12 protein-coding genes and 1 pseudogene are annotated in these 15923 nt (G+C 38.8%); 8 read left to right on the top strand and 5 right to left on the bottom strand.

The features are described 5' to 3' along the window. Positions 1 to 41 precede the first annotated feature (41 nt). The 3 genes from MUB24_RS19340 to MUB24_RS23550 all read left to right on the top strand — a co-directional run bounded on the left by MUB24_RS19340 (position 42) and on the right by MUB24_RS23550 (position 2436). The gene (locus MUB24_RS19340) at positions 42 to 1061 is read left to right on the top strand and encodes a Gfo/Idh/MocA family protein (protein ID WP_244707018.1); all 1020 of its coding nucleotides are present in this window, start codon (positions 42 to 44) and stop codon (positions 1059 to 1061) included. A 296-nt stretch (positions 1062 to 1357) separates the two neighbouring features. Then, complete coding sequence (locus MUB24_RS19335; RefSeq protein WP_244707016.1) at positions 1358 to 2275, top strand: AraC family transcriptional regulator; 918 nt, start codon at positions 1358 to 1360, stop codon at positions 2273 to 2275. Between the two features lie 38 nt (positions 2276 to 2313). Then, positions 2314 to 2436, top strand: coding sequence for an adenylyl-sulfate kinase (locus MUB24_RS23550; protein ID WP_313898479.1), 123 nt, complete (start codon positions 2314 to 2316; stop codon positions 2434 to 2436). A 242-nt stretch (positions 2437 to 2678) separates the two neighbouring features. Here the strand turns inward: MUB24_RS23550 and MUB24_RS19320 are convergent, their stop codons facing one another. Beyond that, positions 2679 to 3800: a 5-methyltetrahydropteroyltriglutamate--homocysteine S-methyltransferase gene (locus tag MUB24_RS19320; RefSeq protein ID WP_244707014.1), complete on the bottom strand. Its 1122-nt coding sequence runs from the start codon at positions 3798 to 3800 to the stop codon at positions 2679 to 2681. Between the two features lie 377 nt (positions 3801 to 4177). Here MUB24_RS19320 and MUB24_RS19315 point away from each other — a divergent pair, with 377 nt between their 5' ends. From MUB24_RS19315 to MUB24_RS19305, 3 genes are all read left to right on the top strand, one after another. After that, complete coding sequence (locus MUB24_RS19315) at positions 4178 to 4753, top strand: DeoR family transcriptional regulator (protein ID WP_280517077.1); 576 nt, start codon at positions 4178 to 4180, stop codon at positions 4751 to 4753. Positions 4754 to 4792: 39 nt separating this feature from the next. Next, positions 4793 to 5539: a FixH family protein gene (locus MUB24_RS19310; RefSeq protein ID WP_244707009.1), complete on the top strand. Its 747-nt coding sequence runs from the start codon at positions 4793 to 4795 to the stop codon at positions 5537 to 5539. A gap of 782 nt (positions 5540 to 6321) precedes the next feature. Then, positions 6322 to 7446, top strand: a complete 1125-nt coding sequence (locus MUB24_RS19305; protein WP_244707007.1) for an LCP family glycopolymer transferase — start codon at positions 6322 to 6324, stop codon at positions 7444 to 7446. A 460-nt stretch (positions 7447 to 7906) separates the two neighbouring features. Here the strand turns inward: MUB24_RS19305 and MUB24_RS19300 are convergent, their stop codons facing one another. From MUB24_RS19300 to MUB24_RS23340, 4 genes and pseudogenes are all read right to left on the bottom strand, one after another. Continuing rightward, complete coding sequence (locus MUB24_RS19300) at positions 7907 to 8941, bottom strand: hypothetical protein (protein WP_244707005.1); 1035 nt, start codon at positions 8939 to 8941, stop codon at positions 7907 to 7909. Between the two features lie 378 nt (positions 8942 to 9319). After that, entirely contained in the window at positions 9320 to 9814 is a 495-nt protein-coding gene (locus MUB24_RS19295) for a flavin reductase family protein (RefSeq protein WP_244707003.1), read from the bottom strand. 409 nt (positions 9815 to 10223) lie between these two features. Continuing rightward, positions 10224 to 10775, bottom strand: a complete 552-nt coding sequence (locus MUB24_RS19290) for a DUF420 domain-containing protein (protein WP_244707000.1) — start codon at positions 10773 to 10775, stop codon at positions 10224 to 10226. A 409-nt stretch (positions 10776 to 11184) separates the two neighbouring features. Beyond that, positions 11185 to 12929 (bottom strand): annotated as a pseudogene (locus MUB24_RS23340) (ABC transporter ATP-binding protein). 140 nt (positions 12930 to 13069) lie between these two features. Between MUB24_RS23340 and MUB24_RS19275 the strand changes: the two are divergent. After that, positions 13070 to 14515 carry an ABC transporter permease gene (locus MUB24_RS19275; RefSeq protein ID WP_396426785.1) on the top strand — a complete coding sequence of 482 codons (1446 nt, stop codon included), beginning with the start codon at positions 13070 to 13072 and terminating at the stop codon, positions 14513 to 14515. A 16-nt stretch (positions 14516 to 14531) separates the two neighbouring features. Beyond that, positions 14532 to 15923: ABC transporter permease (locus MUB24_RS19270; RefSeq protein WP_244706998.1), on the top strand; the 1392-nt coding region annotated here is incomplete at its 3' end.

Raw genomic sequence — 15923 nt, 5'->3', positions numbered from 1 at the left:
AGATGTGAACATCTACATTTATCACAGAAAGGATGATGTTTTTGTTAAAAGCGGCTGTTGTTGGTGTACGTCATATCGGAAAAGTACATTGTCGTTATTATCAAGAAATACCAGATGTCGAATTGGTGGCGGTTTGCGATCTGGATCAAAAGCTTGCGGAAGCAGCCGCACAGCAATTTGGTGTAAAGGCCTATACAGACATTAAAGCACTATTAGCCCATGAAGAAATTGATGTGGTCAGTATTGCAACAGGCGGGATTGAAAATGGATCCCATCACTTTGAACCCGCCATGATTGCCATTGAAAAGGGGAAAGATGTATTAGTAGAGAAGCCCCTTTCCAACCAGCTTTCAGAAGCAAGAGAAATGATCGCTTTTGCACAGGAAAAAGGGGTAAGAATTGCTTGTAATTTGAATCACCGCTTTGCACCAGCCGCATCTAAGGCTAAGGAATGGATTGATCATGGAAATCTTGGTTCCTTATTATATGTGAATATGAAATTAACCATCGGCAATCAAAATGAGTCAACACCTTGGATTCATCTTCGCGCTCTGCATCCTCACTCGGTGGATGTCATGCGCTATTTTGGCGGAGAAATTAAGCGGGTGCAAGCATTTATGACGAAAGCACCTGGAAGAAAGGTTTGGTCAACGGCCTCCATTAATATGGAATTCGCCTCAGGAGCGGTGGGCCATTTAACAGGAAGCTATGATATGGATAATCGACATCCGATTGAGCAATGTGAGGTTGCAGGGACAAAAGGGCGATTTGTGATTGAGGATGTGTATAATGAAGCTACTTTTTATCCCCATCATCAATCCGAATTAACCGTCATTCGTAATTCGGTTTTAACAGGAATGGAAGGGTTTAATGCTACGTTTAAAAATCGACTTCATACCTTCGTCAATGAAATTACTTTGAATGTTCCACCAGATGAAATAAGTGGTTCAGGAAAGGAAGCCCTGGCTGCACAGGAAGTGATAGAGACAGCGATTCGGTCGCATCAAGAAAATGGAGCTGTCGTTGAAGTGAAAGCACTCAAACAGGAACGAAAAAAATAAAGTAGAGAGAGCGTTTTGTAGGGAAGAATTACTTTAGGCAATGGAAATGGCCATCTCCTACTTGCTTTTATTTCTATAGTTATTCAACAAAATTGGGCGATTGGCTAAGGCATTATTCGATAAGCGTCGGTATTTATTATTTTCAGAGGACTTGACGATAAACAGATCGAATGAAACATAACGATTAGGAAAATGACTGATTAGTTGTTGCTTCATAAAATTCAGCGATTTCTGATCACTAAAATTTTTTCTACTCGCTCTACTTTTTCACCTTAATCCATAAGGGAGGATTGAAGATGAGTGCAACTAGGTATCGAAGTCAAGAATATATGAAAAATGATGAATTTCCATTTTGGATTCGACAATATCGGCATGATTCCGTTAATGTTCCACCTGCCCACTCTCATGAATTTATTGAATTGGTTTACGTGGTAAAAGGCGAGGCAAAGCATGTTTTTAATGGCCAAACTTATCGTATTCAAACAAACGATATTTTTATTATCAATCCCGGAGAGGTTCATACTTTCCAAGTTGAACCAGGGAAAAAAATTGATATTATCAACTGCCTCTTTCTTCCTAATTTAATTCAAGATTCTTGGTTAAAGGAACTTGGTGTTTCACAATCTATGGATTATTTTTATATTCATCCATTTTTAGATAATAGAGAGCGATTTCATCATCTTTTAAATCTGAAAGGAACTTATTCTGAGCGAGTATATTCCTTGTTAGAAGGAATGATGTATGAATATGCGAGGGAAGGTTCATGTTATCCGACCCTCATTCGCCTACAATTGGTAGAATTATTAATTTTATTATCTCGCATTTACAATGAACAGCAATCAAACCAACAGGATCCAGCGACAATCGAATCAAGCAATCTTTTGGTTCGGCGTGTGTGTGGCTATCTGGCGAGAAATTATGATCAAAAAATTTCGATCCCTTCATTGTGCAAGCTATTTATGATTAGCTCACGCCATTTAAATCGTCTTTTTAAACAAGAAACAAATCAAACTGTTGTCGAAATGCTACAGGTTATTCGAATTGAAAAAGCTAAATATTTTTTAACTGAAACAAATGATAAGATCATCGATATAGCCATCAAAGTGGGATATGATGATCCAGCCTTCTTTAGCAGATTATTTCGAAGAGTCGTGAATTGTTCTCCTGGTAAATACAGGGAGCAGCATCAAAAAGTTACTCTTAATGAATCGTAGATAATGTTTCAAAATGTTTCAAGAGTTAGAAAGGAGGACTGAGCACATATGTATTGGACGGGGATAATATTCGCCATGGTTTAAATAAAAACCTTGGGTATATCTCACTCTGTACGAGGCTGCCAAGAAGCTTAATCCGGATCTGGAATTTGAGTTCATAATTATATTGAGGGACCAGATGGGGAATATCGGACACGAGCGATTCCTGGATATGGTAGTTTACTCATGTCCCCGAAATCAGCCGTGAAAACAGAAGAACAGTTAATGAAAATCTTAAGCTTTTTTTGATTATTTAATGATACCAGAAGATTCCAATCTAACAAAAACCCCCATCCCCTTATGATTGATTAGAAAGAGATGGGGTTTTAGATCATTATAGAGTATTTATCATTCCGGTTTGTGACTATTCCTCCCAGATATCATGCGCTATTTCAACAACATGGCGCACTTTTGCCCATTGCTCTTCCTCAGTGATGAGGTTTCCTTCTTCTGTAGAAGCGAAGCCACATTGTGGGCTTAGACATAGATGGTCGAGATCAACATACTCTGCGGCTTCTGCCACTCTTTTCTTGATTTCTTCTGGATCCTCTAATTCTGCTGTTTTCGTAGTGATCAACCCTAATACAACATTTTGCTTTTTGATAAAACGGAGTGGCTCGAAATCACCTGAGCGTTCATTATCGAATTCTAAAAAGAATGCATCGACATTGACCCGAGAAAATAAATGCTTTGCTACAGCTTCATAATCCCCTTCATATAACCACGCAGATTTGAAGTTACCTCGGCAAACGTGCATTGTAATCACCATATCATTTGGTTTATGGGCAATGGCATCGATCGTAATATCAGCGAATTTCTCCATTAGCTCATCCACATTCCAACCTTTAGCTTCGATTTTCTCACGAGATTCTTGACTGAAAAAGGCTCCCCAGCTCGTGTCATCAAGTTGTAAATAGCGACAACCTGCATCATAAAATGCTTGAATGGCATCCTGGTACACCTTGGAAATATCTTTCGCAACAGCATCAATCGATGGATAGGAAGGATTGTCAGCATAGATCTGGCTATTCACAACCCCCGAATGAAAAACCATATTTGGTCCAGGAATCGTGAGTTTGGCTGTATGATCTCCTGCAATTTCCCTCAAATAGTGAAAATCAGCTAAAAATGGATGGTCTTCAGGGAATTTCAAAGGTGACGCAACAGTATAGGATGTAAGCTTTTGCATTTCCCCTTGAAAGAATCCGGGAACTTCTACTTCAACGGTGCGAATGCCTTCAAGAGCCCCAATAAAGTCAGCATGCCAATATTTTCTACGAAATTCGCCATCTGTTACCACTTGTAGACCAAGTTCTTTTTGCTTTTCTACTAGTCTAGCAATTTCCAAATCCTCAACCGCACGTAGATCCTCTTTGCTTATTTGTCCTTCTTGATATTGCTTTCTTGCTTCTTTTAATGACTGCGGGCGTAAAAAACTACCTACAATATCTGCACGAAAAGGTGCCTTTGCCAATGTTTTTGTCATTTTCCCCCACTCCTTTAAATCAGCATAACCTCTTCTGTAAATTGGAAGAAGCGGTTAGAAGACCTATTTCAGTTGCCCTTCTTATCATCCAATTGGTTATTGAAATAGCTTGGATGCTGATGTTTTTTTGCCATAAGAAACATTGTTATTTAATCCTATAGCGATTAAGGAAAAGAGTCAAGAATAATTTTATAATAGGCAATATTTGAAAGGGTAAAGACAATAAGCCTCTTGTATGAAGTTTGACGATTTTGTTACTTTTCAACAATTATTCACATATTTTCACATTGATCTGCTTGTATTTAATCCCCTGATTTAGTAGTTTTAGGTAAGGAAACGTAGAGTGTTCTCAGGTCGATAGAGAGGTGAAGATAAGATTGTTACCCATTAAACGGCAACAACAAATTCTATTATGGTTAGAAAAAGAACAAACACTACGTATATCTGAAATAAGTAAGCGACTAGATGTCTCGGAAATGACAGTTTATAGGGATATAAAACCGCTCATTGAGCAGAAAAAGGTCTTAAAGACATCGAAAGGAATTTCTCTTCAACCGAAGACGCCGAATTCTTCTAATGTTTGTTCCTATTGTTTGAAACCAATCCATTCTAGGTTTGCTGTTCAATTGATTAAGTCGGATCAAGAAATTGAAACAGCTTGCTGTGCTCATTGTGGTTTATTACGTTATCAAGACATTGAACAAGAGGTTTCTCAAATGATCTGCCGTGACTTTTTGAAAGATACAACGATTAGTGCAAAAATGGCGACATTTATGATGGGAACTTCCTTAAATTTACATTGTTGCGAGCCACAAGTAATTGTTTTTGAGTCAATGGACGAGGCAAAACAGTTTCAAAAAGGGTTTGAGGGCGAACTGTATCATTTTGGGAACGTCATTCAGGCAATTCAGCAAAAAATGTCTGGAAGAACATGTCGGCATTTCGAGAAGTAGATGAAAATGTCAATTTTAATAGAAAGGGAATTTTATAATATGAAAAAAAAATTAGGGTTTATGATGTTGGCGATTGTTTTCGTTCTATTGGCCGCTTGTGGTAAAGGAACGGATAGTAATGAAAAAGAGGAAATGCCGGCGATATTGGAAGTTAAGTTGGAAGTACCTGAACATGTTCAAGTAGATGAAAATGTCGATTTGAAAGCTGTTGTAACACAGGGAGATGAAGATGTTGCAGATGCTGATGAAGTGGAATTTGAAGTTTGGGAGGAAGGAAAAAAAGACGACAGCGTTATGATTGCGGCCAAAAATAATCAAGACGGAACCTATGAGGCTGAAACGACTTTTGACCATGATGGCGCTTTTACCGTTCAAGTACATGTGACGGCAAGAGGGATGCATAATATGCCCAAACAAGCTGTGACTGTAGGAGAAGGCGCTGCGGAGGAAAATCATGATCATGGTGAACACGAGCATGGAGACCATGCAGAGGGCTTTAGTATGCATTTTATGATACCGGAAAATGTAAACAAAGGAGAAGAAACGGACTTGGTTGTCCATATCCAGGATAATCAGGAGCCGATGAAAGAAGCGAATGTTCGTTACGAAATATGGAAAGAAGGAAATGAAAGTCATCAGTGGCTGGATGCTAAAGAAGAAAGCGCAGGGGAATATTCTTCACGATTTACCTTTGAGGAAACTGGCTCCTACCACATCAAAATCCACGTTGAGAATAACGAAGGCTTACATGAACATGAAGAACATCCATTAGAGGTAAAAGAATAGTTCCAATTTGCATACAAAAAAACTCATAGGAAAATCCAGAAAAAGTCTTCCATATCTCTAAAGAAAAAACTGAAGTTATTGGCGTGTGAGGTCAAAGATGGAGTTAAGAGTAGAAGAAGGTCTTTTACCGGCCAAAGTGATTTTAAAATATAATGGTTTTCTTATGAATCAATACAGTTGAGATTTGATTGCTTCATAATTAACACATAAAATATGTCTAGACGTTTGAATAAAGGGAAATAAGAACATGGAGTTCCGGGGGCATCTTACTCGGAACTTTTTCGTGTGTAAAAAAATATGGGATTATTTAATAAATGGAGGTATGATAATAAAATAATAAGAAAAGCTCAAGCACCTTGGTATAGGAAGAACGGCTAATTCTAATTGCGGATGACAATCGCAACGACGTTCTGACCAGCATCCTGCGAGCCTCTCAGGGTTAGGCGCTGATGCTAGATCCCAACACTTAGCCAAATTTTATACTATTATCTTTTAAAAAAAATAAACTTTTTCGAGGACATATATGTTAACTTAGAAAAGGAGCGAATAAAGATATTAAAAAAAGAAAAAAGGGAAAATATCTGAAGTTGCAAAAGGGGATAGGGACCCCTTTGGATTTAAATTTGATGATAGTAATGTGACAGGTATGAAAATGATTGTTTCTGCTAAAGTTGGACAGCCCGCCAATGGTCATTTTTGCTGACAACTATCTAAACAAGAAATAGAGAAGATTATGACGTCCTTATTGGAAGAAAAATAAACAAAATTATGGGGAGAAAAGTATGAGAGCAAACAAAACAAAGCGGAAAAAAAGAAACAAAATTCTTTGGGGTTTTTTAAGTATCCTTTTCATCATTGTCATTGGTGTAGGTGTGTATGCGGCCAATCTCTATTTTTCCTTTTCTTCGGCATTGGATAATATGCACGAGAAGGTAAATAAATCAGATAAGCGAGAAGAGGAAGTTTCGATCCAAGATAAAGACCCGTTTTCAGTTCTCCTTTTAGGGATTGATGAAGGGGAGCATGATGTAGGACGATCCGATACAATGATTGTGGCGACAGTTAATCCTAGACTAAATACGATTAAGATGTTAAGTATTCCACGGGATACACGGACTGAAATCGTTGGAAATGGGACAACAGAAAAAATCAATCACGCATATGCTCGTGGCGGAGTCGAAATGTCGATTGCTACGGTGGAACATTTTTTGGATATTCCAATTGACTATTATGTGAAGGTAAATATGGAAGGATTTATGGGAATTATTGATGCTTTTGGCGGTGTTACAGTGGATAATGATATGGATTTAAAATATAAAAAATATCATTTTCCTAAAGGTGAAGTCACAATGAATGGAAAGGATGCGCTTATTTTTTCGCGAATTCGCAAACAAGACCCACGGGGAGATTTTGGTCGGCAGGTGAGACAAAAGCAAATCATCCAAGCGATATTAAATAAGGCAAGAAGCTTTTCCTCTTTATTAAAGTATGACGATGTGTTGGATGAATTAGGAGACCAGGTCAAAACAAATTTTTCCTTTAAGGAAATGATGAGCCTTCAACAACAATATAAGGGGATTGAAAAAAATATCGAACAACTTCAATTTGAAAAAGGTAAGGGAGGGTATATTGGAAAGTACTGGTATTATTTTCCCGACGAAGAAGAGGTAAAGAAATACCAAGATATTTTGAAACAGCATTTGGAAATATCCGATGATGTATCCTCTAACTCGAACGATGAAGAGGGGAGCACCTATATTGTCCAAGCTGAAGACACACTTAGTAGCATTGCTAAGAAATTTGGAGTAACAGAAGCAAATCTTGTGGAATGGAATCAGCTTAGTGATCCCAATAGTATCCAAGTAGGACAAAAATTATCTATAGAGGAGCCAAATCATTCTAGGTAGTAGTCAAAAGTAGGGTTGGGTGTACGAAAAGTCGCGTGATCAGCGAAAACGTAGAACCAAGATGGGTTTGGATGTATGAAAAGTCGCGTGATCAGCGAAAACGTAGAACCAAGATGGGTTTGGGTGTACGAAAAGTTGCGAGATCAGCAAAAACGTAGAACCAAGATGGGTTTGGGTGTACGAAAAGTCGCGAGATCAGCGAAAACGTAGAACCAAGATGGGTTTGGGTGTAGAAAAGTCGCGTGATCAGCAAAAACGTAGAACCAAGATGGGACTGGATCTACGAAAAAGTGGGACTCGTCAAAAATGTAGATCCAGAACGCTTCATGAAGCATGAAAGTCGTACTTCTTCGTTTACCCGGTAGTCATAAGCGTTTCATGACAACCGTATATTATGCATTTTCGTCCATCGGTTGTCATGAAAGTAAGCTAATATCGCTAATGAAGAACTAATAAAATCTTAATGATGAATATTGGGGTTTTTAGATAAAATATCTTCCGCCACTTCCCACAATGTCGGTAGAAATTGAATCACTTTTTTAGCCCGGTTGGTCAGATCTTCAAAGGATGTAATCCCTAAATCACGAACAGCAGCTTGAAAGGTTGGTAAGTGTTCAAGATGTAGATCTGGAGAATCGGCGGCTAGAATCGTGTGGCAACGTGCAAATGTCGCAATAATCCAAAACACAGCTTCCCGGTGATTCCCTGTTTCGATAAGGGCATAGCTTCCATCAATGGCAATCGGACGTGTTTCCATCGTAATATCCGTACTGAAGAGAAATGCAGTCCTAGCAACAGCCACTGTTTGATCGAATGTTCTGCCAAGTTCGTAAAGATGATGCTGCACCTGTTCGGGGGTTATTTGGGCACAGCCCAATAATTCCAATAGGTCATCATAAAGCGCTTCATGTCCATAATTTATTAACACCTCCCGAGCAGCGAGATAGCGTTTTCTTACAGTTGGATTTTTTAAGGCCGCTACAAGGATCACATGGGTCGTGACCCCGGTTGGAAACATCCATGCAGTTACTTGTTCATGAAAAGGAGCGGCAGCATCAATGGAACGTAAACCATTCTCAACTTTTTGCAAAGCATTTTTGCAGCGCCGCCGAACCCAGGTCCATTCTGAATAATGCTGTGATACCTCGGTTTGTAAGCGGCGCAACTGGCCAGTCGGATCATCGATAATCGTATCAACTCGAAAGCTGCCAGCTAAATGATAGGATGTTAAGACGTTTTGGGCAGAGGTTAATTGATTCCAAGATAAGTAAGTGATTTCCAAGAGTGTCCCTTTATAAAAGAACTTTCCTAGTTTAAGAGGCGGTTCTTCTTCCATTACAACGACAATATCAACATCGGAGGATGGTGATATCTCAGTGTCATCTGAAGCTCCGATAATAGAGCCGCTAAAATAAGCTCCCCCATAGCCCTTTTCATGACATGCCTGTGTCTGAATCCATTCGACCGCGTTCGTTTTTGCCTCTTTCACTTTCATAAAAACCAACCTCCGTTTTTAAAGGATTTCCGAAAGAAGTTTCCCGCTTCAATCATGTGCAGGGCGAGGCCCAATAATAAGGAGAGATGAATTTCGGTTAGGCTTTACCCTAGAGTGTTTCGATGTACTGCCAATTGTTGTTATGTTTCATATGGATGAGTGACAAGTCTCTCCTTTGCTCCTGTCCAACCAGTATTTCTCCGCTTCATCTCTACTCACAGTCGAGAAAGTAAGCTATTTACCTAATACATTCGGAATGAGGCGCGGCTTATATTGATCCCAGTATGCAACTAAACCCTAGATCAATTCCAATTGTAATCATGGAAAACCCCCATGTTCCCCTTATTCATAGGGCTAACTCCTATTGTAATCATGACATTATTGATAAAAACTTTCCGGGATTTCCCCCATTTTTCTTTGATGATATAAAAGCGGTTTTTTATTTTCATTTAAAATATCAATGACTTCCCCAATGAGCATCGTATGATCTCCTGCCTCTATTGTTTTATAGGTTTTACATTGTAAAACTCCAGCCGATCCTGAAAGAATGGGCAAATTCAGCTTAGAAAGATGCCATTCGCATTGGTTAAAGCGGTCGGTATTTTTGCGGGCAAATAATGAGCAGAGATCACCTTGATCACTGGCTAATACGTTGATTGCAAATTGTTTTGTTTTCGTAAAAACAGAGTACGAGGAGACCTTTTTATCAATCGACCATAACACTAATAACGGATCTAAAGAAAGGGAGGTAAATGAATTAACCGTTAATCCAAGAGGGGTCTTTTGGTCATCCAGTGTTGTCACAACAGTAACGCCAGTAGGATAATTACCCATAACTTCTAAATAACGTGTTGTGTTTATGCTTTTCTCCATGATTGAACGCACCTTCCAAGAAAAATATGAATTGCATGATCATTTTATGTAAATCGTCCTTTATGATTGCATGTGAATGATGTCGGAAAGCCTTCTTTTAGCTTCTTTGGATTTGGACAAATAAATCCTTTTATGTTATATTACTAGGTTTTTCATTATCTTCCAAATGATGTGAAAGAATACAAGCGAAACTCTCTCTATTTTCAAGTATAACAAATCCTATTGGGGAACTCATAATAAAATGATTAAAGAAACAATGAAACGAAAAAATCCTCACTTTGGAAGTGAGGACATACTTTGTCTAGAACATTTCTTGTCGGAGGCCTACACGATGTAGGTCAGAACGGCGTTGCGCCAGGACGGCGCGAACTTAGCCGTTCATCCATTAAACGGGCGCCTTGCGCTTTTCTTAATAATAAGGGGAAATCATGATATAAACTAATACGCCAGATAGACTGACATATAGCCAAATCGGCATTGTCCAGTGGGCAATTTTTCTATGCCGGGCATTCTCCATATTCCAAGCACGGGCCACAGTTGTCAAGGCGAGTGGTACAATGGCGGCTGCCAATAAAATATGGGTAATAAGAAGAAAATAATACAAACCAGCCATAAAACCTGATCCACCATATGGTGTGGAAGGAGATAAATAATGAAAAGCCACATAAGTAATTAGAAATAAAGAAGTTGTTACAAAGGCTGAATAGATAAAGCGACGATGTACTTTAATGTTACGCTTGCGGATCGCAATAAAAGCACATAATAAAAACACAAAAGTAAAGCTATTAAAAATCGCGTTAAATAGGGGGAGGAGAGTGACATCAAAGGCATCAAAATCCTCCACTCCTGGCATTCCTGAAAGGACAGCAATGGCCCCGATTAAAACAACGGAAATCGTTATAATCACTGGTTTGTAATTGCGTTTATGATCTAACTGGGTTTGATTTGTTTTTTCGTTCATTCGATTGTACACTCCATTTTTGATTGTTTCTATTCGGGCTTGCAGGACGCAGGTCACAAAGGCGTTGCGACGTACAAGAACGTACTAGTGCAGGCGAAGTGACAGGGCGTGGTGCTTTGAGCCTGCCAACAGGTTGCCCTTGACCTTCATTCAGTTTACCACAACAATCATGAATAAGTAGTTAACGCACAGAAGATTCACAGTCTTTTCATAAATAAACGATGGATATATATGAGGGAGAAAGGGAGAGTAAACGAAAGACAGAATTGAGAAGGGGCAGAAATAAGTTAAATACTTATTTCTGCCCCTTCGTGTTTGTCGACCTTTTGGATTCTCCCTTAAATATTTCTCGGGAAATATGTCAAACTTTAAAAACATTTTTCAACAGTTGCCGGTTTTATTTGTCATGTTACTGTTTCTTTTTCGGCAATGCCACCCAATGCCCCATGGAAACTTCAACTAATTCTGAATTTCGCAAATTATATTTATCGACTTCCATTTGTTCTGACATCAGTTCTCTTTTCTTTTTGGCTTCAACCTTTGGGTCTGGAATGGGAATAGCCGATAAAAGCGACTTCGTGTATTCATGCTGTGGGTTTGCATACAGTTCTTCGCTTTCTGCCAGCTCGACAATTTTTCCAGCATTCATGACAGCAACGCGGTCACTAATATGCTTGACCATGGATAAGTCATGGGCAATAAATAAATAGGTTAATCCTAAGCGGTGCTGTAAATCCTCTAACAGTTTGACAACCTGTGCTTGAATCGATACATCTAATGCAGATAAAGGCTCATCACAGACAATAAAACGAGGGTCGACGGCAAGCGCACGGGCAATCCCAATCCGTTGACGCTGCCCACCTGAAAACTCATGGGGATAACGCCCGGCATGGGCAGGCTCTAGTCCAACCATATCGAGCAATTCCTCCACTTTTCGTTTCCGTTCGGCTTTACTTTTCGTGATCCCATGAATATCCAATGCTTCCCCAATAATATCTAATACTTTAAAACGTGGATTTAAGGAAGAATAAGGATCTTGAAAAATCATTTGCATATGTCGACGCATTTTTTTCATTTCCTTCTTGGAAAAACGATTGACAGCCATTCCCTGATAGTAAACATCCCCATCGGTTGGTTCATAAAGCCGTAAGATCGTCCTTCCAGTCGTAGACTTTCCCGATCCAGATTCTCCAACCAAGCCAAGTGTTTCGCCTTGATGAATCTGAAAACTAATATTATCTACTGCTTTCAGTTTATTCCCTTTGCCAATATCAAAATATTGTTTAAGGGAACGCACATCGAGTAGGGGAATGGTTGAGTCCTTGCTCGGGATCATAAAGGGAGTCGGTTTCGGTTTCTTTTTTTCGTCTAATCTCGGAAGAGCATGTAAAAGCTTTTGTGTATAAGGGTGTTTGGGAGCAGCAAATATCTCCTCCGTTGTTCCGGTTTCGACAACTTCTCCCTTTTCCATGACGACAACACGATCACACATCCCCGCAACAACACCAAGATCATGAGTGATCAGGATAATCGATGTGCCTAATCGTTTTTGAATATCCTTCATTACATTTAAAATTTGCGCCTGAATGGTTACGTCTAAGGCTGTCGTTGGTTCATCTGCAATTAATAGGGTTGGTCGACAAGCAAGGGCGATTGCAATCATCACTCTTTGCCTCATCCCACCGGAAAATTCATGTGGATATTGCTGATAGCGCATTTCACTATTGGGGATGCCGACCAACTTCAGCATTTCAATCGCTTGTGCTTTGGCTTCTTTTTTCGAAAGCTTTTGGTGTTTAATTAAGCTTTCTGAAATTTGTTTCCCAATGCGGATCGTGGGATTAAGGGAAGTCATCGGATCTTGAAAGATCATTCCAATCTCACGCCCACGGATGTGCTCCATTTCTTTTTCACTCTTAGTGGCTAAATTCTCACCAAGAAAAAAGACCTCTCCTTTTTTAATATGGGAGGGGGAGAAGGTAATAATCGCATAATGGTTCGAGCGGTGACACTTTTACCACTGCCAGATTCACCTACAATTCCGACGGTTTCCCCTTTATGAACTTCAAAACTGACTCCACGAACAGCCTCAAATTCCTCTTCCCTAGAAAAAAATGAGATATGGAGATCATTTACTTTTAGTATAGGTTCCAAATTCTTACACCTGCCGATATATTTTGATATTTATGGACTTCATGATAAAATTTATCTAATTACTTTACAAGTTTATTACTTAAAAGTATACTACGCCTATCGGAATTGTTCAATCTGGAAAGGAAGGAGGCCGCTTCTTTGTGAATGAAGGGAGAAACATGTCGAATCATTATCGTTTTTTGGGAATGCTTAGTTTCACATACGGAAAAATGCTAACAAGGTCATCATACAAATTTTGGGTGATCTTACTAGGGCTTCCCGTTCATCTTTTGGTCTTTTTTATTTATTTATATAAACGAAGGCAAGATCCTTCTTTCACCATATTAAATGAGACACATGGGAAATTAGTCGCTGCCGATTACAAAGCAAAATTAATGGAAGAGTTTGAAAATGAATACCGAAGGAAACAGGAATTTTTTTCTAAAAAGATTATTCCAAAGGAAATGAAACAACATGCAAAAAAATGGTCGGATAAGCAATTTCAAAAAGTTCTTTTCGAGCAAACAAACGAACAACTTGAAAAAAAAGGGATAAAAAGAGTAACATTTGAACATACTTTTCAATCTCTTTTGAAGCACCCACTCTTTTTTGTATTGACATTCATTCCGGGAATCCTTATGTACATCTTGTTATTCATTTATAGTAATTCTTATATCAAATATATTTTTGAAAGATTAGTGATGAGTTTATTTGTCATTCTTGGTGTGGCTGTTTTTGTTTTTACGATTTTATATATTTCACCATTTAACCCAGCAGCCAATATTTTGGGGGAAACGGCGACAAAGGAACAGATCGCTGCTTTTAATCATCTATATGGTTTAGATCAGCCGTATCTTGTTCAGCTTTGGGAGGCTGTGAAAGGGATTCTTACATTTGATTTGGGGAATTCATTTACAGGAAATGAAGATGTGGCAGCGAGTATTGCGAATAAATTTCCTGTTACCTTTTCATTAACGATGGTTTCCTTAATCATGGCAATTCTCATTGCGATTCCCGTTGGAATTATATCAGCGACAAGGCCTAATTCTTTTTTCGATTATTCTTTTATGTTTCTTGCCTTAATTGGTTTGTCGATTCCAAATTTTTGGCAAGGATTAATCTTTATTTTAACCTTTTCAATCAAAGGACACTGGCTTCCTGCCACGTATAGCCCGGGAAATGTTTTGTCGATGATTATGCCTGTTATTGTTCTTGGTACTGCCTTAACAGCATCCGTTGCAAGGATGACGCGTTCTTCAATGCTTGAGGTTGTCAATGAAGACTATATTGTGACAGCTCGTTCGAAAGGATTAAGCTATAACCATGTTCTTTGGAAACATGCGATTGGGAATGCAATTATTCCTGTTATCACAGTGATTGGTTTGCTTTTTGGCGGTATGCTTGGCGGAGCAGCCGTTACAGAGAAAGTATTTAATATCAGTGGGATTGGTAGCTATATTGTCGATAAACAATTTATTCCAGATATACCAAGTGTGATGGGTGGGGTTGTGTATGTAGCTATTACGATTTCGCTTGTTAATTTAATTATTGACGTTTCTTACGCGTTTTTTGATCCACGTATTCGTTCGAAAATGAGACAGTATTGAAGCAGGTGTTGAGAGGATGGAAACAAGGAGTACGGAAGCTGCAGGCTTTCAATTGAAGCATGCATTAAAATTATCTTCTGAATATACACAAGCCAATTTCACATGGATTATGTCGTTGATTTTAACGATTATTTTCCTGGTCAACAGCATTGAATTTTCAAGCGGTGCACTAAAACCTTCTGTTTTTACTGTATTTGCCGTTTATGCTTTGTTTACTCTTATACAAATTGCAGTGACCTTTAAGATCAAAGCTGATCTTAAAAAGACGGGGGAAATTCGATCCGCTACGAGGAAATGGGGATATCCTCTACTAGCAGGGATTGTGACAGGAAATGTATTTATTGTTGCATTTGCTTTTCAGCTCATAAAAAAAGTGAAAACAACCGAATATGTTTTTGCTGCTTATATGCTTTTAACTCAGATTTTCATTATTGCTGTCTCCGCATTGAATCTGTTCAAACCATATGTAACAGACTCCTTTCCAATGGCGATGTTAGTCCTGATAGGAGTTGCTATATTTGATTTGGTTGTCCTCCTTCTAGTTGCCAAGCAATCAGGAAAGGACAAACCGCCTGCTTGGATGAAATACATGGCGATATTTCTGCTTGTTACTAGTTTGACCGGGAATTTATTTGCCCTTATCTTAGCCATTAATATCTTTATAAAATGGCGAAACGACCAATCAAGCATAGAAAAATGGAATGGCATGTGGGGGAAGATTATTCGTAATAATATGGCCATGCTTGGTTTCTTCTTTATCGTCTTTATTTTTTCCCTTTCCATTTGTAGTCCCTTTACGTTTGATTACGAAATGGCTGTTGAAAATAGTTATGAAGCCATTCTGCAAACTCCTAGTATGGAATATCCGTTAGGGACAGATAATTTTGGCCGCGATTTATTTTCTAGAATCGTTTTCGGTGCTAGAATATCCCTTATGGTTGGATTAGCTTCTACTCTTATACCAGCAATCATTGGTGGTGTACTTGGAGCCATTTCTGGGTATTATGGCCCCCGTACAGATAATATCATTATGCGATTATTGGATATTTTATATGCCGTTCCGGGTATATTATTAGCAATTGCGATTATCGCAGCTTTTGGCGCCAATACGGTGAATTTGATCATTGCGCTAAGTGTTGGCTCGATTCCAACCTATGCGAGAACGATGCGGGCCAATGTCTTAATGGTTTCCAATTTTGAATATGTCGATTCAGCACGAGCCCTAGGTGCAAGTGATTATTCGATTATCTTTAAACATATTGTTCCGAACTCTTTGGCTCCAATGATTGCGCTACTTTTGCAGTACAACCACACAACTCAATTCCCGGAGTCCTTGATAACATTAATGATTCCGGGAATTTTTAAAATATTTTATTGTCATATATTGGTAGATTTATGTAGCTTTATA

This window comes from Lederbergia sp. NSJ-179, from assembly GCF_022867885.1.
In the GTDB taxonomy this organism is placed as follows: Bacteria; Bacillota; Bacilli; order Bacillales; family Bacillaceae_C; genus Lederbergia.
The sequence above is the reverse complement of the archived record's forward strand: the minus strand, read 5'-3'. Positions and strand labels throughout refer to the sequence as shown.

Coding starts and splice junctions, on each gene's coding strand:
- MUB24_RS19335 (WP_244707016.1), top strand. CDS start 1,358: ATGAGTGCAACTAGGTATCGAAGTCAAGAATATATGAAAAATGATGAA.
- MUB24_RS19320 (WP_244707014.1), bottom strand. CDS start 3,800: ATGACAAAAACATTGGCAAAGGCACCTTTTCGTGCAGATATTGTAGGT.
- MUB24_RS19310 (WP_244707009.1), top strand. CDS start 4,793: ATGAAAAAAAAATTAGGGTTTATGATGTTGGCGATTGTTTTCGTTCTA.
- MUB24_RS19305 (WP_244707007.1), top strand. CDS start 6,322: ATGAGAGCAAACAAAACAAAGCGGAAAAAAAGAAACAAAATTCTTTGG.
- MUB24_RS19300 (WP_244707005.1), bottom strand. CDS start 8,941: ATGAAAGTGAAAGAGGCAAAAACGAACGCGGTCGAATGGATTCAGACA.
- MUB24_RS19295 (WP_244707003.1), bottom strand. CDS start 9,814: ATGGAGAAAAGCATAAACACAACACGTTATTTAGAAGTTATGGGTAAT.
- MUB24_RS19290 (WP_244707000.1), bottom strand. CDS start 10,775: ATGAACGAAAAAACAAATCAAACCCAGTTAGATCATAAACGCAATTAC.